The 20,683-nt window shown below is 65.8% G+C and carries 21 protein-coding genes; 11 read left to right on the top strand and 10 right to left on the bottom strand.

Annotated elements, in window-relative coordinates; translation table 11 throughout:
* The first annotated feature begins 1 nt into the window (after position 1).
* From SSPN_RS0136205 to SSPN_RS47550, 6 genes are all read left to right on the top strand, one after another.
* Positions 2-1,240: an aminotransferase class I/II-fold pyridoxal phosphate-dependent enzyme gene (locus SSPN_RS0136205; RefSeq protein ID WP_010314700.1), complete on the top strand. Its 1,239-nt coding sequence runs from the start codon at positions 2-4 to the stop codon at positions 1,238-1,240.
* Entirely contained in the window at positions 1,237-1,665 is a 429-nt protein-coding gene (locus tag SSPN_RS0136200) for a RidA family protein (RefSeq protein WP_010314698.1), read from the top strand. The genes SSPN_RS0136205 and SSPN_RS0136200 overlap by 4 nt, the downstream gene beginning before the upstream one ends.
* A complete protein-coding gene (locus SSPN_RS0136195) occupies positions 1,655-2,758 on the top strand; it encodes an FAD-dependent oxidoreductase (protein ID WP_010314695.1) in 1,104 nt (367 codons plus the stop codon). Before SSPN_RS0136200 ends, SSPN_RS0136195 begins: the two co-directional genes overlap by 11 nt.
* Positions 2,759-2,862: 104 nt before the next feature.
* Positions 2,863-4,161, top strand: a complete 1,299-nt coding sequence (locus SSPN_RS0136190) for an MFS transporter (RefSeq protein ID WP_029536078.1) — start codon at positions 2,863-2,865, stop codon at positions 4,159-4,161.
* A 30-nt stretch (positions 4,162-4,191) separates the two neighbouring features.
* On the top strand, positions 4,192-4,932 hold the full coding sequence (locus SSPN_RS0136185) for an SDR family oxidoreductase (RefSeq protein WP_010314690.1): 741 nt from the start codon (positions 4,192-4,194) through the stop codon (positions 4,930-4,932).
* A 22-nt stretch (positions 4,933-4,954) separates the two neighbouring features.
* Positions 4,955-6,001 carry a Gfo/Idh/MocA family protein gene (locus SSPN_RS47550; RefSeq protein WP_010314688.1) on the top strand — a complete coding sequence of 349 codons (1,047 nt, stop codon included), beginning with the start codon at positions 4,955-4,957 and terminating at the stop codon, positions 5,999-6,001.
* 375 nt (positions 6,002-6,376) lie between these two features.
* Here SSPN_RS47550 and SSPN_RS47545 read toward each other — a convergent pair whose 3' ends face one another.
* The 8 genes from SSPN_RS47545 to SSPN_RS0136140 form a co-directional block, all read right to left on the bottom strand.
* Entirely contained in the window at positions 6,377-6,967 is a 591-nt protein-coding gene (locus tag SSPN_RS47545; protein WP_237710931.1) for a polysaccharide deacetylase family protein, read from the bottom strand.
* Positions 6,968-7,206: 239 nt separating this feature from the next.
* Positions 7,207-8,322, bottom strand: coding sequence for an LLM class flavin-dependent oxidoreductase (locus SSPN_RS0136170; RefSeq protein ID WP_010314685.1), 1,116 nt, complete (start codon positions 8,320-8,322; stop codon positions 7,207-7,209).
* 270 nt (positions 8,323-8,592) lie between these two features.
* Positions 8,593-9,426, bottom strand: a complete 834-nt coding sequence (locus SSPN_RS0136165) for a mycofactocin-coupled SDR family oxidoreductase (RefSeq protein ID WP_010314683.1) — start codon at positions 9,424-9,426, stop codon at positions 8,593-8,595.
* Between the two features lie 34 nt (positions 9,427-9,460).
* Complete coding sequence (locus SSPN_RS0136160) at positions 9,461-10,567, bottom strand: LLM class flavin-dependent oxidoreductase (protein WP_010314682.1); 1,107 nt, start codon at positions 10,565-10,567, stop codon at positions 9,461-9,463.
* Positions 10,568-10,656: 89 nt separating this feature from the next.
* The gene (locus tag SSPN_RS0136155) at positions 10,657-11,061 is read right to left on the bottom strand and encodes a nuclear transport factor 2 family protein (protein WP_010314679.1); all 405 of its coding nucleotides are present in this window, start codon (positions 11,059-11,061) and stop codon (positions 10,657-10,659) included.
* 29 nt (positions 11,062-11,090) lie between these two features.
* Complete coding sequence (locus SSPN_RS0136150) at positions 11,091-12,245, bottom strand: LLM class flavin-dependent oxidoreductase (protein ID WP_010314677.1); 1,155 nt, start codon at positions 12,243-12,245, stop codon at positions 11,091-11,093.
* A gap of 50 nt (positions 12,246-12,295) precedes the next feature.
* Positions 12,296-13,435 (bottom strand): 3,4-dihydroxy-2-butanone-4-phosphate synthase, encoded by a 1,140-nt coding sequence (gene ribB / locus SSPN_RS47540; protein WP_010314675.1) that lies wholly within the window; start codon positions 13,433-13,435, stop codon positions 12,296-12,298.
* A gap of 17 nt (positions 13,436-13,452) precedes the next feature.
* Positions 13,453-13,950 carry a flavin reductase family protein gene (locus SSPN_RS0136140; RefSeq protein WP_010314674.1) on the bottom strand — a complete coding sequence of 166 codons (498 nt, stop codon included), beginning with the start codon at positions 13,948-13,950 and terminating at the stop codon, positions 13,453-13,455.
* 412 nt (positions 13,951-14,362) lie between these two features.
* On the opposite strand from SSPN_RS0136140, the gene SSPN_RS47535 reads away from it, so the two are divergent.
* Positions 14,363-14,692, top strand: coding sequence for a nuclear transport factor 2 family protein (locus tag SSPN_RS47535; protein WP_010314671.1), 330 nt, complete (start codon positions 14,363-14,365; stop codon positions 14,690-14,692).
* A 446-nt stretch (positions 14,693-15,138) separates the two neighbouring features.
* Here the strand turns inward: SSPN_RS47535 and SSPN_RS0136130 are convergent, their stop codons facing one another.
* Positions 15,139-15,834, bottom strand: a complete 696-nt coding sequence (locus tag SSPN_RS0136130) for a TetR/AcrR family transcriptional regulator (protein ID WP_010314669.1) — start codon at positions 15,832-15,834, stop codon at positions 15,139-15,141.
* Positions 15,835-15,984: 150 nt separating this feature from the next.
* Here SSPN_RS0136130 and SSPN_RS0136125 point away from each other — a divergent pair, with 150 nt between their 5' ends.
* The 4 genes from SSPN_RS0136125 to SSPN_RS61940 all read left to right on the top strand — a co-directional run bounded on the left by SSPN_RS0136125 (position 15,985) and on the right by SSPN_RS61940 (position 18,909).
* Positions 15,985-16,230 (top strand): hypothetical protein, encoded by a 246-nt coding sequence (locus SSPN_RS0136125; RefSeq protein ID WP_010314665.1) that lies wholly within the window; start codon positions 15,985-15,987, stop codon positions 16,228-16,230.
* A gap of 70 nt (positions 16,231-16,300) precedes the next feature.
* A complete protein-coding gene (locus tag SSPN_RS0136120) occupies positions 16,301-17,047 on the top strand; it encodes an enoyl-CoA hydratase/isomerase family protein (protein WP_010314663.1) in 747 nt (248 codons plus the stop codon).
* Between the two features lie 45 nt (positions 17,048-17,092).
* Entirely contained in the window at positions 17,093-18,286 is a 1,194-nt protein-coding gene (locus SSPN_RS0136115) for an acetyl-CoA C-acyltransferase (protein WP_044576750.1), read from the top strand.
* Between the two features lie 278 nt (positions 18,287-18,564).
* Complete coding sequence (locus SSPN_RS61940; protein ID WP_083822306.1) at positions 18,565-18,909, top strand: TetR family transcriptional regulator; 345 nt, start codon at positions 18,565-18,567, stop codon at positions 18,907-18,909.
* A gap of 60 nt (positions 18,910-18,969) precedes the next feature.
* Here SSPN_RS61940 and SSPN_RS0136105 read toward each other — a convergent pair whose 3' ends face one another.
* Complete coding sequence (locus SSPN_RS0136105; protein WP_203218539.1) at positions 18,970-20,655, bottom strand: class I adenylate-forming enzyme family protein; 1,686 nt, start codon at positions 20,653-20,655, stop codon at positions 18,970-18,972.
* Between the last annotated feature and the right edge of the window lie 28 nt (positions 20,656-20,683).

The following is a 20,683-nucleotide window of genomic DNA, read 5'->3' as shown; positions in this document are numbered from 1 at the left end:
CGTGAACGACCGAACGCATGCCGAGTTGGGTCCGAGCGGGCGAATTCAAGCCGCTGGAATCGACAACCGCGCCGACGGTGGCTCCGCACGTCTGGCTGACAAGGCCCTCCTGGCTCGCACGAGCCCGACGACGCTCGACACCACGCACTTCGACACGGTGCGTTTTCCGGCCCCGGACTGGGCAGCCGAAAGGTTTGCTGCCGCCGCTCGGGACGGCGCTCTGGCATACACGACCTACCAAGGCAGCGACGACGTCCGTGGCTGTCTGGCTGGGCCGTTGACACGCTGGCTGGGTCTCGACGTCGACCCCGACGACAACATCATGCTCACCCCGGGCACCCAGGCCGGGCTCTTCACCGTCCTCGCCGGCCTGGTTGACCAGGGTGAGCAGGTGGCACTCGTCGACCCCGACTACCTGTTCAGCGAGCGCATCCTGACCTTTCTCGGCGCCCAGGTCACCCACGTGCCGCTGCGGCGCCGCACCGAAGAAACCAGCGAGCTGGTACCCGACCTCGACCGCCTCGAGGACGCCTTCCGCGCTGGGGTGCGCTTGTTCGTCTTCTCCCACCCCAACAACCCGACCGGCGCGGTCTACCCGCGCGAGGTCCTCGATGGCATCGCCGAGCTGGCCGTGCGGCACGACGTGACCGTTCTGGTCGACGAGCTTTACGGACGCCTCGTCTACGACGGCACCTCGTTCGTCCACCTCGCTTCCTTGGCAGGAATGCGCGAACGCACCGTGACCCTTCTAGGTCCCTCGAAGACCGAATCGCTCAGCGGCTACCGCCTCGGGGTGGTGGTGGCCCCGCGCCGGATCCGGGAAGCCGCGGAAGACGTGCTCTCGTTGACGGCCCTGCGCGCCCCCGGGTACGCCCAGCACGTCCTCAAAGGCTGGCTCGTCGACGACGTGGACTGGGTCGCGGACCGGATCCAACAGCTCCAGGGACTGCGCGCCCTCACGATCAAGCACTTCAGTCAGCTGTCCTGGGTCGGCCTCGCCCCGCAGCAAGGCACGGCCTATTTGTTCCCCGACGTCACGGCCCTGGACCTGCCGGATCGCGCCATCTCCGAGGCCATCGCGACACGCGCGGACGTGCTCATCAGCCCCGGCTACCAGTTCGGGCCGTCCGGAACCGGGCACTTCCGCGTCTGCTATGCCCGCGACGAGCAGGTCTGGGACCGGGCTCTCGGACGCATCGTCGACGTGCTGGACGACCTGCACCGGAACGGTGCGGCATGACCACGATTCGTCCCGTCCCGCGCTTGGCGATCACGAGTGCCGACGCTCCGCCCCCGGCCGGCACCTACAGCCAGGCCGTACTCGCTGACGGCACCCTCTACATCTCGGGGCAGACCCCACGCCTGCCCGATGGGCGCCGATGCACCGACGAGCCCTTCCGGACCCAGGCGCGTCTCACCCTGGCCAACCTCAATGGCATAGCCGATGCCGCGGGCACCCGGCTGGCCGATGCCGCATTCGTCACCGTTTACCTGCGCGATCCCCGGTCTCAGGCGACGGAGTTCGACGCGGTCTACCAAGACGTGATCGGGCCGACCGACACGCCGCCGGCCCGCGCCATCGTGCAATCCGACCTTCCGAACGGAGAAATCGAGGTCACCGCCGTGATCCCCGTCCGGACTCTGGAGCGCGATCATGGTTCATGACGTCGCGGTAATCGGTGCTGGGCTCACCGGGAGCCTCACGGTCCGGTCGCTGGCCGAGCGCGGCCGATCGGTCTTGCTACTCGAAGCCCGTCCCCTGGGGCACAGCGAAGGCAGCTCGCACGGGACATCGCGAATCTTCCGCTGCGCACACCCCGTCAGGCTGTACGCAGAAATGGCCGCCCAGGCCCTTCCCCTTTGGCGGCGACTGGAGGACGAATCAGGTATCCCCCTACTGACGCTCACGGGCTGCCTGGACTACGGACACGATCGCCGACCACGCGAGCTATACGAAGCGGTGACGGCGAACGGAGTCGACTGCGAGTTACTCAACGCCGACGAAGCAGCAGAGCGGTTTCCCGGAATGCGATTCCCAACGGAGGTGCTGTTCCACGCCGACGCGGGCTACCTTGATCCGGAAGCCACCATCCGAGCCGCGCTCGCCGTCGCGGAGAAAGATGGCGCCGAAATCAAGATCGGCACCACGGTCGAAAGGATCGAGCACCGAGAAAAACATGTTGTCCTTGCTACCTCCAACGGTACCTACACCGCCCGGCACGTCGTGCTCGCCGCCGGCCCCTGGCTGCCCGACCTCCTGCCCCAGGCACTCCCGGAGACCCGACCGCCGGCCCTGACGGTGACTGAACAAAACGTCTTCCACTTCGGGCGAACCGACACCACCGGAGCATGGCCGGTACTGGTGTGCAAACACAACGCACAGTTCTTCGGCCTGCCTTCCGGCGCGGACGGAGGTCCACGACCGGCAGTCAAGATCGGCCGGCACGATCCAGGACCGACGACGACACCGTCGTCTCGCTCAGGCATTCCCGACACCCGAACGCGGCACCTCGTGCGTTCCTTCGTAGAGGAGTGGATGCCAGGCCTTCAACCATCCCCTCTTCGGGAGGACACCTGCCTCTACACGCGCACCCGCAACGAGGAATTCGTACTGGACCGCCGCGGCCTTATAACCATTGCATCGCCATGCTCCGGGCAGGGCGCAAAATTCGCCCCAGCCCTAGGTGAATTGATCAGCGACATCGCACTTGGCGTCACCGAGACACCGGATCGTTTCGCTCTTTCCTCGCACGTCTGAGCTACAACTGCCAGACAACGCCCCCCATTAGCGTCGAATTGTGCCGACAGCCCGGTAGCGACTTCTTCGACGACACCCCTACTCCTCGCAGAGGAGCTGTACCGATGACAACAACAACTAGGACGACCACCGCACCTAACGTTCGGCAGACAGCGGTAGCTGGCAGCGCCGGAATGTTCATCGAGTTCTACGAGTACGGCATCTACGGATCATTCGCGCCGGTGATTTCCACCGTCTTCTTCCCGAAGAGCGGCGGAGGCACCGGGCTGCTGCTGACCTATGGCATCTTCGCAGTAACCTTCCTGTTCCGTCCGCTCGGCGGCGTGATCCTCGGGATGATCGGAGACCGCGTCGGCAGACGTTCGGCTCTCCTGCTGTCCCTCACCATCATCACCATCTCCACGACCCTCATCGGTGTCGTTCCGGGATACGAAGTACTTGGACTCGCGGCCCCGGTACTGCTACTTCTCTTCCGCCTCGCACAGGGATTCTCCGCGGGCGGCGAGGTCGCTGCTGCCGTGACGCTCGTCGGCGAACACGCCCCCACCGGTAAGCGCGCCTTCTGCATCTCCTTCGTCCAGGCAGCCAGCTTCGGGGCTCTCCTGGTCGGCACGCTGCTCGGGGTCGTCCTGACCGGAACGCTCAGCGAGGATGCCCTGCACAGCTGGGGTTGGCGCATTCCGTTCCTGGTCGCCCTGCCACTGGGTTTGGTCGGGGTCTGGATCCGGCGAAAGGTCTCCGAACCCCCCGCATTCGAACAACTCCGCCAGACCGACGAGCTCGCCACGCACCCAGTCAAGGACGCGTTCCGCAGTGGCGACAACCGGCGACGCCTCCTCATGGCCGCTGCGCTCCCCCTGCTGAACAGCGTCGGCTACTACGTGCTGTTCAACTACCTGCCCACCTACCTGTCCAAACAGCTAAAGTTCGGTTCGTCGGCGAGCTTCACGATCACATCGATCGGACTAATGGCGCTGATCGCGGCGATCCCCGTCGCGGCTCGGCTCTCGGACAAGTTCGGACGGCGACCGGTCCTGATCAGCTCGGGAATCATCATGACCGTCGTGGCTTACCCCGCCTACCTCGTGATGGGCCAGGGGAGCTTCGCACTCGCGGTTCTAGGCATCGTCGTGCTGGCCGTGATCTTCGCCGGCCACACCGGCGTCATCCACACCGCACTCATGGAGCTCTTCCCCACGTCGGTGCGGACCACGTCCTACTCGATCGGCTACAACATCGGACTCGCGATCTTCGGCGGCGGCGGCCCGCTCATCGTGACCGCCCTGATCACCAGCACCGGCGACCCGGGCGTGCCTGCCTATTACGTGATCCTCTCTGCGGTGGTGACGACGTTCTGCACGATCTACCTCACCGAGACGTACAACAGCCGCGTCCAAGACTGACGGCCCACCGGCCCGGTGGAAGGAGCGCTCATGGGAACCAGACTCGCCGGCAAGACCGCCGTCGTCACCGGCGCGGGGCAGGGAATCGGACGTGCCACCGCAGAAATGTTCGCGGACGAGGGCGCGCGCGTCTGGGCCATCGACCGCGATGCAGCCGCACTCACCGATCTCTCCACCCGAGCGGGCTACGACACTGCGGTGGTGGACGTCTCGAATCCTGCGGAGGCCGGTGATCTCGCCAGCCAGGTCGGACATGCGGACATCCTCTTCAACGGCGTCGGAGTCGTTCACGTCGGCGACATCTTGAACTGCACCGGAGACGACCTCGAAGCCGCCTTCCGCATCAATGTCAGTTCGATGTTCAGCCTGATCAGGCAGTTCCTGCCGGAAATGCTGCGAACCGGCGCTGGAAGCATCATCAACATGTCGTCGGTGCAGTCCTCGGTCCGCGGCTTTCCGCAACGACTCGCGTACTCGACCTCCAAGGCGGCGGTCATCGGCCTGACCAAGTCGGTGGCAGCGGACTACGCGAGCCGCGGCATCCGATGCAATGCGATATGCCCGTCGACCGTCGACACGCCCTCGATGCGAGCCAGGATCGAGTCGATGGAGGACCCAGCCAAGGCGCTGGCCGATTTCGCAACTCGGCAACCCGTCGGCAGGATGGGAACGCCCTCCGACATCGCTGCACTCGCGGTGTTCCTCGGATCCGACGAGTCCAGCTACATGACCGGATCAACCGTGATCATCGACGGCGGCGCCGCGAACTAGAACCCGGATGGGACATACCGACATGCTGCAAGTTGGGATCGTAGGTCTCGGCCGTTGGGGCCAACGCCTCGTCAACTCGGTCCAGGAGGCCGGCGTCCCGCGCGGCGAGCTGATCAGAGTCGTCGCGGGCTTCACCCGCAGCCCGGACAAGGCCCGACCGTTCGCCGACAGCCAGGACATCCGACTCGTCGACTCGTCGTTCGAAGAACTGATCAGCACAGCGGCGGTCGACGCAGTCGTTATTGCGTCCCCGCACAGCGAGCACCCCAACCAGGTCTGCGCGGCGGCAGCCGCCAGCCGCGACGTCTTCGTCGAGAAGCCGCTCGCCTTGGACCTCGACTCAGCGAAGGCCGTCGCGGACGTATGCAGGAGGTCGGACCGAGTACTAGCGGTAGGCTTCAACCGCCGCTTCCTCCCCGCTTACCTGAAGATCAGGGAACAGATCGAGTCCGGAGCCCTCGGTCACCTCCTGCACATCGAGGGAAACTTCTCCGGCCCATTCGGGATGAGCTACACCGACGACGCGTGGCATGCCGATCGGACGCAGACCCCGGCTGGGGGCTTGACCTTGATGGGCGTGCACACGCTGGACTGCATGATCGGTCTTCTCGGCCAGGTGACGAACCTGACGGCCCGATCTCGGCGACAGCACCTGGAGATCGACCTCGATGACACGACCGACATTTGCCTGGACTTCGAGGGCGGCCAGACCGGGTACCTGAGCACGCTCACCGCAACGGCGTCGAACTGGGGACTGCAGGTGTTCGGCACCGACGGTTGGGCGCGGATGACCGATCAGGCAACCGTCACGGTGTCCCGTCGCGGAGAGAACCTCGAATCCTTCCACTTCACCGGAAGCGATCCCGAACGAGCCGAACTGGAGGCCTTCGCGACGGCGGTGCGCAACCGATCAACGCCCTACCCGGTGCCACTCGAAGAGGTGTTGAACGGTATAGCGGCCGTGAGTGCGACGCGGCGGAGCCTCGATTCCAGAGGCAGTGCCGAGTCGGTGGAACGATACGAACCATGCCAACAGGAAACACGTCCAGATCAACCGACGCAGCCCTGACGCTCTCGAGCACGCTCGGGGCCCGCCAGCACTGCCCGGAAACGCAGAGCCCTTCTCGCCACGTGCGGCTTCGGGCGGCTGATCATGCTCGTGCACCGGGCCAGACGACCTCGAGCGCCTGCTGGCGGCGGCCAAGTGCGTCGTCGCGGAGTGGCCACCGATGATTGCTTCAGCTACGAAGCCGAGCTGGGTGACGACCCGAAGATCGCCGGCTCCCGGTTGGCCAAGCTGCACGCCGTGTCGACCCGGTCCCACTGGTTGCGTCGACGATGCCACCGAGAGGACGACACAGGGTCACGGACCGTCACTCGGAACGGCGCATTGTCGCCTGCGAGAGCTGTCGCGGGTGCTCGCCGACGCGCTCCGCCGGGCTTGTCACTTGTAGAGCGGGAAATCGAATGTATAGCCCTGATCGAGCAGATACGGAATGAGCTGGTTCACCGCCTCGACGGTCTGGCTGCGATCCCCTCCGCCATCATGCATCAGCACGATGCCGCCTTGCGTCGCAGGATCGTTGCGCACGGCGTCCACGATCGCCTGAACGCCTGGGCTCTGCCAGTCATTCGTATCCACGGCCCAGCCGATTGGTTGCATGCCCCCCTGGACGGCCGCGACCGTGTTCGTGTACTCCGTCCAGTGGCCATATGGTGCCCGGAAGTACGAGATGTCCCGGCCCGTCGTGTTGACGATGAGCGAGTAGGTGTCCATGACTTCGGCGTAGCCTGCCTCCTGGCTGAGGGTGGTCAGATCGCGGTGGGTCATCGTGTGGTCGCCCAGCTCGTGACCCTCGGCGTCGATCCGGCGGACCAGATCCGGGTAGGCCTGCGCCTGCTCGCCGATCAAGCAAAATGTCGCCCGGATCCCATATCTGGCGAGCAGGTCGAGCATTTGTGGCGTGTAGGTCGGATCGGGGCCGTCATCAAAGGTGAACGCGACAGTCATGCCGCCGTCCTCGGTCGTGGTCACCACCTCGGATGTGGCCGCCGGAGCCCATCCGTTGTTCACCAAACTACGCTGGCCCATAGAGGCTTCCCTTCTGCGCCTACCGTGACTATCCCGAAACTAAGTCATCATTGGCGCGTCCACTCCTTTCATAGGTGTCATGGGCCTCCGGGGAGGGTCGGTGGGCGGCTGTCCAGGCCGAACCGGGTGGTGTTCTGCCCCAGATGTGCCGGGGCAGAACACGCACTCCTCCCCCGCCGCGGTCAGGCGGTGGGGACGGCCGGGCGGACCTTGGGCACGACCTCCGTGGCGATACGGTGCATTGACTCGATCCAGGGTTTGGGGTCTTCGAGGTAGTCGTGGGTGTTCATGACGATCTGGCCGAAGCCGCCGATGTCATCCTGCATCTTCTCGATCTTGGCGATCACCGTCTCCGGGGACCCGCAGATCCAGATGTGCTCGGCGATGAAGTCCATGTCGACGTCGGCCGGGTCGATGCCGGTACCTGAGTCGTCCACATAGCCGTTGAGGATGTTGAACTGCTTGTAGACAGGAATCAGGTACTGCCGCCAGCAGTGCCCGAGGCCGCCGTTGATCGCGATCTTCTTGGCCTCCTTGTCGGTGTCGGCCACCACGATGTCCCGGCAGATCCGGAAACGGTTGCGGTCGGTTGGGAGGCCCTTGGAAGTGGCGCCCTCCACGTACATGTTCCAGTGCGAGCGTGCGACCTCCAGGCCACCGAAGAACGAGATCGGGGAGAAGCCCTGTTCGCCGGCATAGCGCATCGACGAGGAGTTGTGCGACAGGGCGGTCATCGCGATCTCGAGGTCCTCCGGGCTCTTCCACGGCGAGAAGTCCGGCATCATGTGGAACTCGGCGCCCTCAGCGGACTCGGATTCCTCCGCAGGGAAGCCTCCGCTGAAGAATTTGCCCTCGTAGTGGAAGGGCTTGCGGTCCCAGACCTTCTTCATGATCTGCAAGGCCTCGTCGCGGCGAGGACGGGCCTCGGACAGGTCGGCCGGTTGTCCGCGCAGGATCGCGTCTCGGGGGTAGGCGCCGGGGCCTACCCCGAGGAAGTAACGGCCTTCGAGGACCTTAGACAGCCAGCCGACCTGGATCGCGAGAGAACCGGGCTGGTGCAGGCCGAGTAGGTGGGCCATAGGCGCGAAACGGATGCGTTCGGTCTCCCGGGCGCAGGCAGCGATGACGAGCTCCGGGTTCGGCACGCTTTCCCAGGCCTGAGTGGCGTGCTCGCCGATCATGAAGTCGGAGAAGCCCGCTTGATCGGCTTCGCGGGCGATCAGGATCGAGTAGTCGAACACCTCGCGGGGGGTGCGCTCCGGGCGCATGTACGGGACGTGGAAGATTCCGCTCTTCATGATCAGTGGTTCTCCTTTGAACTCATCGATGTGGTGACGGCTGCTGCCGGGAATCGGGCTGTCGGTGGACGGGATGGGAACCGGAAGGCAACCTGGAACGGTCGGGCCGTGTGGACCCGACTTCGCGGTGGCGCGTTGCCCGCGTCGCTGGCCCGGAGCACGGATCGGTGTTGGTGACGTGTGGGGCGAACCGGTGTGGTGGAGGCCGGGGTCCGCCGGCCCGCAGCGGTCGTCTGGAGGCTTGGTTATTGCGGCTGGCTCCTCGAGTGGCTATTTGACAAGGAATCCGGCGTCGACCGGGAGCTGGACGCCGGTTACGTAGCGTGCCGCGTCCGAGGCCAGGTAGACGATCGCGTTGCTGATGTCCACCGGATCCACGGCGTCGACCGGGAGCGAGTTCTGTACGAGCTTCGCGAAGCCCGGGTTCACCGCCATGTAGCGCCCCACCACCTCGTTCTCGACCATCGGAGTGTGCACTCCGGTCGGATGCACCGTATTGACCCGGATCGAGTGCGAGGCAAGGTCCACCGCGAGGTTCCGCATCAGCCCGACCACTCCGTGCTTGGCGGCGGTGTAGGCGTCCATCGCGAGGCTGTGGTTGGCCGCCGATTTCGACGCCGCCGTCGAAGCGGTGAGGATGATCGCACCGCCGCGTCCAGCCTCGATCATGATCGGTGCCGCGGCCTCCACCGTGTTCCAGACGCCGGTGAGGTTGACGTCGATCGTGTCCTGCCAGAAGCGTCGCCTCTCCGCGACATCCGTGGGCTCATCCAGCGTCAGCGCGTAGATGCCGGCGTTGGCGCAGACGATGTCCAGGCGACCGAGTTTTGCGACACCCGCACGCACTGCCTCGGTCAGCGCAACGCCGTCACGCACGTCGGCCACGCTTGCTGCGATCCGCCGGCCTTCCGCCTCGACGAGCCGCACGGTCTCATCCAGATCTTCCTTCGTCGCCATCGGGATTTCCACCGACGAGATCTGGGCACAGATGTCGACCGCGATGACGTCCGCACCCTCCTGCGCGAGTCGCACCGCATGACTGCGGCCCTGCCCGCGGGCGGCGCCGGTCACGAACGCGACCTGTCCCTCAAGGATCTTGCTCACGAATCACTCCTTGCCCTAGGACGTCGGCTCGGGCTCAGTGGCTGGCGGGCGAGCTGAACGGCAGTTGGATCTTCGGTGCGACCTCCTGCGCGATCAGCCGCAGCGACTGGAACCACGGCGACGGGTCGTCCATGTAGTCGTGCGATTCGACCTGCAGGGTGCCCCAGCCGCCGGTGAACTCGTAGAGCCGGTTCAGCTTGTCGATCACGGTCTCGGGCGAACCGACGACCCAGACGTTGTCGCAGATCCATTCCAGGTCGACGTCCGACGGTTCCGCGCCGACGTCCTTGATGTAGCCCTCCAGCATCCCGAACCGCTCCCAGATCGGCCACAGGTAGCGTTCGAACGCGTAGCCGATGCCGCCCTGCATGGCCAGCTTCTTCGCATCCTTGTCCGTTTCGGCGACGAACACCGTCTGCGAGACGTGGTACTTCGACCGGTCCGGGGTGTGACCGTGCGCCAGGGCGGCTTTCTCGTAGGTCTCCCAGTGTGTCTTGAGGATCGACGAACCGGAGTAGATCGAGACCGGCATGAAGCCGCGCTCGCCCGCGAACCTGATCGACGGCGAGTTCACCGACAGTCCGGTGACGGCGATGTCCAGCTTGCCACCCCAGGGGCTGTAGTCGGCGAGCTTGTGGTCGTCGTGGCCGAGTCCGTCGTTCACCTCCTCCGGGTAGCCGGCGTTCCAGAACTGGCCCTCATAGAAGAAGGGCTCCCGCTTCCAGATCTTTTCCATGATCTCCAGCGACTCGCGTACCCGTGCGGGGTTCGTTGAGAGGTCGGTGATGCCGTGCAGGTAGGACGCCTGCGGGTACGCGCCCGCGCCGACTCCGAGGAAGTAGCGGCCCTCGAGGATCTGCGACAGCCATCCGACCTGGATCGCGAGATCGGCAGGGTGGTGGTGCGGCAGCAGATGTGCCATCGGCGCGAACTTGATCCGCTCGGTCTGGGTGGCCGCTGCGGCGATGACCAGTTCCGGGGTCGGGATGCACTCCCATTTCTGGGTCGCGTGTTCGGCCACCATGAATTCGGTGAACCCGGCCTGGTCGGCCTGACGTGCATTCTCCAGTGCCCACTCGAAGGTCTGGCGGCTGGTCCGCTCGGGACGCATGTACGGGATGTGGATGAGTCCGGAATCCATGTTTGCTCTCTCCTGGCTCGGCTGGACTTCGTTGTTCAGTTGCCTTGCTGCAAACGGCGTGCGGTGAACCAGCGGCAGGGGCCGGTTCGCTACCCCGCGAAGAAAATGTCCTTTGCGTGCTGGGTGTCGAGGTACTCGTGAACTAGGGCGATGCGCCCGTCCGGGGTGACTTGGAAGAGGAAGTGGCAGCGCGGGTTGTAGACCCGGCCGTCCTTGAGCTGGGCGTAGGAGTCGGCCTCGACGGCGACCTTGTCGCCTTCGGCGACCATCGAGATCGGCGTGATCTTCAGTGGATCGACATAGACGTCGGCCACGCCACTGATCAGTTGAGCGAACCCGGTCTTGTCGTACGACCCCGACATGCCGTCAAGGCGGCCCGATACCCACCACGTGACGTCGTCGCTGAGGACGTCGAGGATCTTCCCGACATCCCCGGACGAGAAGATCTTGAGGAATTGCGCGACGGTTTCCTTGCTCGCTTCGGTGCTCGGCATCGTTGTCCTCTCATGATGATCAGCGACGATCAGACAAGCGTTCCGTCGCTGTCTTTAGTGGCGAAGCGGGGCGCGACTTCTTCGGCGAACCGGACCAGTTCCTCGTTGTTGCGGCCAGGTTCGAGGTGTCCCTGGCCGAACATGAGGAAGCACTCATTGAAGCCCAGCCGGTCGTGGGCTTGCTCGATCTGCCGGGAGATATCGTCGGCGGTGCCGATGAGCACGTTGGGGAACTGCTGGCCGTGCGGGATGAACCACTTGTCCCAGAACCAGCGGTGTTCGGCCTCGAGCTGCGCGGCCTGTTCCTTGTCGTCGGTGAGGATTAGGAACCCGCCCCACGCACCGATCTCCTCGCGGAGCACGTCACGGCCGGCCTTCTTCGCGGTTTCGGCGTAGCGGTTCCACAGCGCCTCACAAAAGTCGAGGTCAGTGGCGAACACGACCTGCTTGCCGCCTTCCCGCGCCCACATGTCGACCGTGCGCATGCTGTAGGCGAAGGCGCCGTAGATCTTGGGATGCGGGTTCTGGAAGGGCCTGGGCGCGATGCCGATTTCCCGGACGATGCCGTTCTCGTCCTGTCCCTGACCGAACTCGGCGTAACCCGGGTGTCCAGCCGAGCCGCCCTCTGGCGGGAACTCCCAGTACTTTCCTTTGTGAGAGAACATCGAGTTTTCCCAGGCCTTCTTGACGACCTGGACGGACTCCTCGAAGATCTCCCGGTTGATCGCGTCCTGCTCGTTTTTTGCCTTTGCGTGCGTGACGTTCGTGGCGCCGACTCCGCGGACCGCGGCGTAGGCGTCGACCCAGCGCGCGTGGTAGCCGCGGGTGAAGCCGACGATGAGCCGCCCTTGCAGCATATGGTCGAGGGTGGCGATCTCCTCGGCGACCCGGACCGGGTTGTGCGTGGGTAGGACGTAGCCGAGGATTCCGGCGCTCATCCGTTTCGCGTGCGTGCCAACGAAAAGACCCCACATGCCGGGGTGGTTGGTGATCTCGAAGCCCTCGATTTGCAGGTGGTGCTCGGGTGAGCAGTAGCTGGCGTAGCCGAGCTCGTCGGCGAGCTGGACGTAGCCCTTCACCTCTTCCAGATAGCGCTGGTAGAGATCCGGGCGCTGGCCGGCCATGCCCTGCTCAAGCTCGTGTCGGCGGCCGATCACGCCTGTCTGCATGAGGTGGAACTTCACTGGGGCGTCTCCTTCTTCATTCGGCCCGCGACAGGTCGTGTCCAGTGGTGCTATGCGACTTCGCCAGGCGGCGCGGCGTGCCCGCCCGCGTCCGGGGTGAGCTCGTCGAAGGCCGCGCGCACCGACGGCGGGTTGTGCAGGTGCCTGATTCCGCGCACGTCCAGATCACGGAGGATCTGCACGGCGAGACCGCGGAGGTCAGCGAGTTCCAGGACCTCGTCGCAGCGGGAGTGGACGTGGCAGGTGTCGCGTACCTGGAGGGTTTGGAGGGTGCTCGGGCCGCCGGGCCGTAGGTAGATCACAACGCCTTGCCCGCGCGCGGTGATCTCGCGCATCGCGGCGTCGAGGCGGCGGGCGCAGCCGCACCGCGAGGAACCGAAAACGTCACCGAACAGGCACTCCACGTGGATGTGTACTGGGACGTCGTGCTCTCCGGAGAGGCGACCCGTGACTAGGGCGAGGTGTTCGGTGTCGTCGATGGTGGACCGGTAGCCCACGGTGTGAACGGGCCCGGCCTCGGTGGGCAGCCGGATCGACGTCACCCGCTCGATCCGGCGCTCGACCAGCTGCCGATAGGCGGCGAGCTCGGTGATGCCGACCATGACGAGCTCGTGCTTGGCGCAGAACTCGGCGAGCTCGTCGCGGCGGGCCATCCGGTGCGGTTCGCGGGTGCTGACGATCTCGCACAGCACGCCGGCTGGCCGGAGCCCGGCCAGGCGGGTCAGGTCGACGGCGGCCTCGGTGTGGCCCTGGCGTTCGAGCACGCCGCCGGGGCGGGCGGCGAGCGGGACGACGTGGCCGGGGCGGGTGAAGTCTGCGGGCCGAGCGCCCGGATCGCTGAGCAGCCGGGCGGTGCGTGCGCGGTCACGAGCGGAGATGCCGGTGCCGATCCCGGACGCGGCGTCGACCGTGACCCGATACGCAGTGCCGAACCTATCGGAATTGGTGTGGTGCATCGGCGGCAGCACGAGCCGGTCGCAGTCCGGTTGCGGCAGCGCGACGCACACGAACCCCGAGCTATGCCGGACCAGGAACGCCATGAGCTCTGGGCTGGCGAGCTCTGCGGCGAAGATGAGGTCCCCCTCGTTCTCCCGATTCTGGTCGTCGACGACGACCACTGGTCTTCCCTCGGAGATCTGGGCGATCGCGGTCTCCACGGTCTTTCGGGGCGGGGCAGTTGCGATGTCCATAGTGGAGTCCTCTCGGCTCAGACCGCGACGAGCTGGCGGAAGCGGCTGGCGTGGAAGACCAGCGGTGCGCGGTCGGGCTCCGCGCGCAGGGCGTGGATGTTCAGCAGGACGATGGTGTGGTCGCCGGCTGGCACCTCGTTGTGGATCGAGCAGTCCAGCCAGGCGACGGCGCCGTGCACGAACACCGCGCCGTTGGCACTGGCGCTCCACTCGCAGTCGGCGAACCGGTCACCGGTCTTGAGCGAAAGGGTCCGGCAGGCCTTGTTCTGCTCCTCGGCGAGCACACTGACTCCGAGCCTGCGCAGTGTGCGCAGCCGGGGCCAGGTCGCCGAGGTGTTCTGCACGCACACCGACACCAGGCCCGGATCGAGCGACACCGAGGTGAACGAACTGGCCGCGATCCCGACCGGCGTGTCGTCCTCGATGGCGCAGACCGCGGTGACGCCGCTGGGGAAGCAACCGTACACCCGGCGCAGCTGTGCCGGGTCGCCGTTGCTGGGTTCGAGCTCGACCATCGACCTTCTCCTTCGAGGTAGTCGTTCTGGCTGCTGTTGCGCTTGGATCCCGCAGCGGCGTCCATCTGGCATTGACCCGGTCTCGTAGGTGGCGGCCGGCGAACTTTGATGTGATCGGTACTACAAAGTTATCTACATCAACGTAAACTGTCAACGTCTATGTAAACTGCTGCCTGATGGATCAGAGCAGACAAGAAGATCAGGCGGGACGATGTGGCGCAAAGTGCCCTGTTGAAAGTTTACGAATATGTAGATAGTGTCCGGAGCACCTGCTCCGCGGAGCAGGCGGTTACCGATCCGCACGCCGACCGGTCGGTCCTGCGAGTGCGCAACGTCATCGCCGCCACCCAGTCGATCCGGAGACAACTGTGACGACGACCCACAACCGACCGAGGCACTCGTCGCCGAACTGGTGGAGACCGAGCGCGTCCACCGCCCGCCATCCGACTACGCCTTCCATCTCGACATGAGCCACGCCAACGAGATCGCGACGCTGTTCACCGAGGACTGCTACGTGGCCTACGGGCAGGGCTTCGGCGCGGAAGGGCATGCGGCGTACCGGGAGAAAACGGGCGGCATCGGTAGTTTCTCCGCCGCGACCAGCCACCACGTCGGACGTCGTCGTCGACCTCGGTCCGGACACGACCACGGCTGGCGCTTCGCTCGCCGCGAGTCGCGAGCTGACGGCGTCGTGTACATCGACATCAATAAGCAGATCCCGATCGGACACGCAGAGTCGTGACCGCAGTGTCCGACCGGCACGGTGGGCAGCACGAGGCGGTACCGCCGGAGTACGGGGAGATGCTGGTCGAGTATCGCGGGCCGATCAGCTGGATCGTGCAGAACCGGCCGGCGAAGGCGAATGCCCTGTCCAACGCAATGCTCGGCGCGTTTTTCGATGCCCTTGAACAGCTGGCGCATGCCGGCGGCACCGTGATCAGTATCCGTGGCGCAGGCAAGGGATTCCGCGCGGGCGACGACATCGACCGGCCGGGAAAGCCTGAAGCGCCGGACCCGGTCGCCGACCGGGAACGCTGGGCGCGCAACACCAACCGGTACCTGGCGATCCACGTCCGGCCCGTCGGAGGACGTCGCAACCTCGCTCGCAAGCAGGCTTCGTGCGTGCTCGCCGGACAAGGAGCCGGCGGCCGCCAACCTTCCCGGGTAGACGGCGCACCGCCGCCTCCGTTACTCGGATGTGCGGTGCAAGCCGTCGAAGAGGAGTGCAGAGAACGTGTCGATGGCCTGCTGCGCGGTGAATTTCCGGTCGCCTGGTTTGAGCCACCTGTGGGTCCAGTTCACCATTCCGAACAATGCTTTCACGACCAGCGGCACGGACAGGTCGTCGCGAAATGTTCCTTCGCGCACGCCGGACGTGATGACATCAGTGACGATCTGTTCGAAACGGCGGGTCTTTCGGAACATTTCCTTGGCCCAAGAAGTGGTCTGGAAGGCGACCTTTCCCATGTCTTCCTGAATGTAGACATAGACATACGGGTAGTTCGCCTCATACGAGGTGATCTGCAACTCGATGAGGCGGTGGAGCTTCTGATGGGCGTCGATGTCGAGGCCGGCGATGCGGGTGGCCTCGGCGAGGTTGTCGTCGAGGACCTTCTTCGCAGTGGCCTGGAAGACCTCCTGGAAGAGCTCCTGCTTGCTCGCGAAGTAGTAGTAGATTGCGGCGCGGTCGGTGCCGAAGCGGGCGGCGATGTCGTTGAGCGTCGCTGCCTCGTAACCCTTATCCTTGAACACTTCGCCGGCGATTTGCAGCAGCTCGTTGCGCTTCGCCCGGTAGGCGGCACCCCCCTCGACTTGTGCACTCTGGCGGCGCTGGCTGAGGCCGCTTCGAGTGGCTTCGGGAGGGCGTTTAGCGGGGTTGGCCATGTCCAAACTCTACCTGCTTCGACCCGCGGGAATTGTTCAGGGCGAGGTGCGTGCCGCACACAAAACGAGTGTGTGACAAGGCGAAGAAACGGCGACCGCAGGGAATGCGTTGCGCGATAGACCAGCGAGCGTCGGTGACTGGAGATCAGTATGGGTGAACACGGGCAATGGGCCGAGGTCTTGGGCGTCGGCGACCTACTGGTGCGGTCGGCCACCCGTTATCCCGAGCGCGACGCGCGGGAAGTCCGGTTCATCGCGCCCGGGGAGTGGTGGATGTCGGTCACGAAGATCAACAAAGCCCACTGGTGTTCCAGGCTAAGGCGGCCGAACTCGGCATGGCGCGCGGCGCTGCGGGCTCCCCTCAGCGAGCCGACGGCGGAGCCGACCACCGACTAGCCGAGTTTTACCAACTTTCCCTGCACCGCAGGGATTTTCGTAGTTCACCTCGCCTGGATCAGGAGGCATCATGCTGGACATCGAGGAACGGTCCGGAGTCACGGTCGTGCGGCTCCGGCATGGCAAGGTAAACGCGCTTGACCTCGACCTGCTGCAGGCGATCACAGCTGCCATGCACGAGATCGACGAGGAACGGGCACTGGTGCTTACCGGGACCGACACGGCGTTCTCAGCGGGCGTCGACCTGCGGCGGATCCTGGACGGCGGCACGGCCTACGTCGAGCAGTTCCTGCCCGCCCTCTCCGAGACATTCCTGGCGATCTTCGACCGACCCGGTCCCGTGGTGGCCGCCGCCAACGGCCATGCGATCGCCGGCGGGTGCGTGATGGCGGCGGCGTGCGACTTGCGGGTGATGTCGCAGGGCACGATCGGGCTCGCCGAACTCAGCGTCGGCGTCCCATTTCCCACCAGCGCGCTGGAGATCATCAGGCATGCGGTCGGCCCTGTGGCTAGTCAACTGGTGCTCACCGCGGCCCTGCTGGACCCGCCACAGGCACGGTCGATCGGGCTGATCGACCACATCGAGCTGCCAGCTGCCCTGCTGGATTCGGCGGTCGGACATGCGCAGCGGATGGCGCGAATCCCGGCCGAAGTGTTCGCGTTCAGCAAGAGGCAACTCCAGCAACCGGCACGCGACCGGATCGCGGCGCGCAGCGAAGATGATCAGGCCGTCTTGGCGATGTGGTCCTCGACCGACACCCAGCAGGCCATTAGCGGGTATCTCGGCGCGCTGGAGCGGTCCCGCTCGGCGCGGTAACAGCCAGGTGTTGCAGTCCTTGACCGTCGTGAAGGGAGAAAAACAATGGCGGAAGCAGTAGTGGTGGCAGGGGCGCGCACTCCGGTCGGGCGGCTGCTCGGCGCGCTCGCGGCGCATACAGCGCCTGCGCTCGGCGGTATCGCGATCCAGGAGGCCGTGGCGCGTGCTGGCCTCAGCGGTGCCGATGTCGACGCGGTGATCATGGGCACGGTTGTGCAGGCCGGTGTAGGACCGAATCCGGCCCGGCTCGCCGCTGCCCGCGCGGGCATCCCGATGACGGTCCCCGCGACGACTGTCAACAAGCTCTGCCTGTCGGGGCTGGCGGCGATTGCGCAGGCGGCCCAGCTCATCGCCGTCGGGCAGTACGAGACAGTGGTGGCCGGCGGCCTGGAGTCGATGACGAGCGCGCCACACGTGCTGGCCGGGGCTAGGCGGGGCTTCCGTTATGGCGGCACTGGTTTGGTGGACGCGCTGGACGTCGACGCGTTGACCTGCGCTTTCGACGGGGTATCGATGGGCGCGGCGACCGAGCGGTACCAGGCGACGATGCGAATCAGCCGGGCCGAGCAGGACGCGTTCGCCGCCGAGTCGCACACGCGCGCGGCCGCGGCGACGAAGGAGGGGCGGCTAGCCGAGGAGATCGTGCCGGTGACCGTGTCCAGCAAGGGTAACGAGACGGTCGTCGACCAGGACGAGGGGATTCGTCCGGAGACGACGGCCGCCCACTTGTCGCGGTTGCGGCCAGCCTTCGCCGAGGATGGCACGATCACGGCAGGGTCGTCCTCACAGCTGTCCGACGGCGCATGCGCGGTAGTGGTGATGAGCAAGGACCGGGCGCAGGCGCTGGGCCTGCCGTGGCTGGCGGAGATCGGCGCCTACGGAACCGTCGCGGGTCCGGATCCATCGCTGCTGCGTCAGCCTGCCAACGCCATCCGGGACGCGCTGCGCCGCGACGGATCGCTGACAGTCGCCGACCTCGACCTGCTGGAGATCAACGAGGCCTTCGCCGGAGTCGCGATCGCGTCGATACGCGAGTTGGCCGTGTCGGCGGACCAGGTCAACGTCAACGGTGGTGCGATAGCGCTGGGGCACCCGGTCGGAATGAGCGGTGCGCGCCTGGTTCTTTCCCTCGCGCTCGAACTGCGGCGCCGCGGCGGCGGAGTCGGTGCAGCCGCGCTGTGCGGCGGAGGAGGACAAGGTGATGCCTTGATCATCCGAACCGGCCGGCCCGGAGCTTGATTTTTAAGTGCGCCACGGGCGCGGAAGGTGAGGTTGGTGCGGGTAGGTGACCTTGCTGGAAGTGGTGCTGTGTTGAAGTGAAGGCGCCTCACGCCCGTATCCTGGCCGGGCGTGAGGCGCGGTGGGGTCTCCGGTGCCGGGTTGGGCGTTGTTGCACGCGGCCAGCGCAGTCGCCAGCCGCCGACGAGGAGCGTCGGCAGGTTCGGTGAGGATCTCGATGACGCAGCTGCACGTAGTGTCGCGCCAGTGAGGAACGTCAGTACGTCGCGTTCCAGCAGATCGCCGACGGTGGACTCCCTGCGCTATTCAGCGTATTCACTCCTCGTGAACTCCGTTTTCGGTCGTGTTTACCGGCATCCGGGGCGATTTGTCACGTCCTCGCGCGGACCGACATCGCCGCTCGCTTCGGCACCGACCGGGCAGCCATCTACTACTACTTCGCGAGCAAGGAGGAGCTCTTCCAGGAGGTGTTCCAGGCGACCGCGAAGAGAGTGCTAGCCGAAAATCTCATCGAGGGCACTCATATCGTGAATCTGGAAACGCCCGAGGTGCGCAGGTACCGAGCCGACCAGGTAATCGAGACCTTCTCGGCTTTGCTGTACGACGGGTTGAAGCGCCGGTAGGAAAGCGACCGATGGCGGCATTCACCACCAACCCTTCTCCGCGTGTGCGGCGCCAGGTAGTCAGGCGGTGCGGGCCATCAGCGCCGCGATTTCCTTGCGCAGCGCGACCTTGTTGACCTTCGTCGCGGACATCGGCCACTCCCCCGCTGTCTTGAAGTGGACCGCCCGGGGAACCTTGAAGCTGGCGATCCGTCCACGGCACCAGGCGATGATCTCGTCCGCGTCCAGGCTGACACCCGGCTCGATCTCGACGAACGCGACGGGCACCTCGTCGAGCAGATCGTCTGGTATCCCTACGACCTCGGCGATCCGGATGTGGGGATGTGTGCAGAGGAAAGACTCCACCTCGATCGCGGGAACGTTCTCGCCGCCGACCTTGAGCATGTCCTTGAGTCTGCCCTCGTAGGAGATGTGCCCGGCGTCGTCCATCCGGTAGAGGTCCCCGGAGTGCAGCCAGCCGTCCGCGTCGATCGTCTCGGTGGTGCGTTCCGGGTCGCGGTAGTAGCCCTCCATCTGCAGGTAGCCGCGGATGAGGATCTCGCCGAGAGCATTGCGCGGGACATCCTCGCCCGTCTCCGGGTCGACGATCTTCACTTCGACCCCGCTCACCGGCTTGCCGCCGGTGGTGGCCCGGGCTTCCTGATCGTCCTCGAGGGGTGACATGGCGTAGTAGCCCGAGAGTTCGGACATCCCGCAGCCGTTGATGTGCGCGGCCCGGGGGAACAACGCCTGGATACGCCGCAGGAACGTCGGCGGGCCGATCAGGCTGAAAGAATGGACGTCCGGGATCGCCGCCGGGTCGAATCCCGCCGCACCCTCGAGGCCCAGCATCACGGCCTGGAACCACGGCCACAGCGAGGTGACATCGTGCTCGACGATCTGCTGCCACGCGCTGTCCGGCCGGAAGTGCGTGTCGGTGACGAACGTGCCTCCCAGTCCGATCGATGCCAGTAAGACCTGCATGCAGGCGATGTGGAACATCGGGCTGGGACACCAGAACACGTTCCGCTCGCCGAGCGGGACGTTCTCCGTCATCCGGCCCATGCTCCCGCGCGAAATGGCCTCGTGGCTGATGAGGCATCCCTTTGGATGGGCGGTGGTCCCGGAGGTGTAAAGCAGAAGCGCGACGTCACGAGACCGAACCCTGCTGCGGGCCTCGGCCACGACGGACGGGTCGACGGTGGTCGCGAGGGACGCGAACTCGTCCGCACCGAGGAACGAGCCACCCCCGCGGCCGCGAACAATCACCAGGTGCCGCAGGTGGGGTGCCTCGGCGAATGGGCCGCCGGGCGCGTCCGCCGCGTTCACCGAAGGGAGGGCGTCGGCGAGGAGCCTCCGGAAGTCGGTGCGTTCGGCGATTCGGTCAGTGATCAGCACGACCCGGAGCCGGGCGTGGTCGATCACATAACCGAGTTCCGCACTGCGGTAGCGGGCGTTGATCGGCACGATCACGGCGCCGAGCAGAGCCGCCCCGAAGAAGGACTCGACGAACTCGGGCGAGTTCGGCATGAGCACGCCGACGTGGTCTCCCCGGCGCACGCCGAGTGCGTGCAGCGCCCGGGCCGTACGGGTCGCACCGTCGAGCAGTTCGGAGTAGTTGATCCGGACGCCCGGGAAGGCGAGTGCGGTGCGCTCGGGGTGCAAGTGCGCCGAGCGCACCAGGAGGTCGGCGAGAGGCACGCTCTCGCTGAAGATTCCGGAACCGGCCACGAGGCGCCCTCCGTCGTCGAGTCTGACGCGATGCACGGTTGCTCCCTTTCCGGGCTCACGACGA

The sequence above is a fragment of the Saccharopolyspora spinosa NRRL 18395 genome (genome assembly GCF_000194155.1).
Taxonomy (GTDB): domain Bacteria; phylum Actinomycetota; class Actinomycetes; order Mycobacteriales; family Pseudonocardiaceae; genus Saccharopolyspora; species Saccharopolyspora spinosa.
This window is presented reverse-complemented; position numbering and strand designations above follow the sequence as displayed.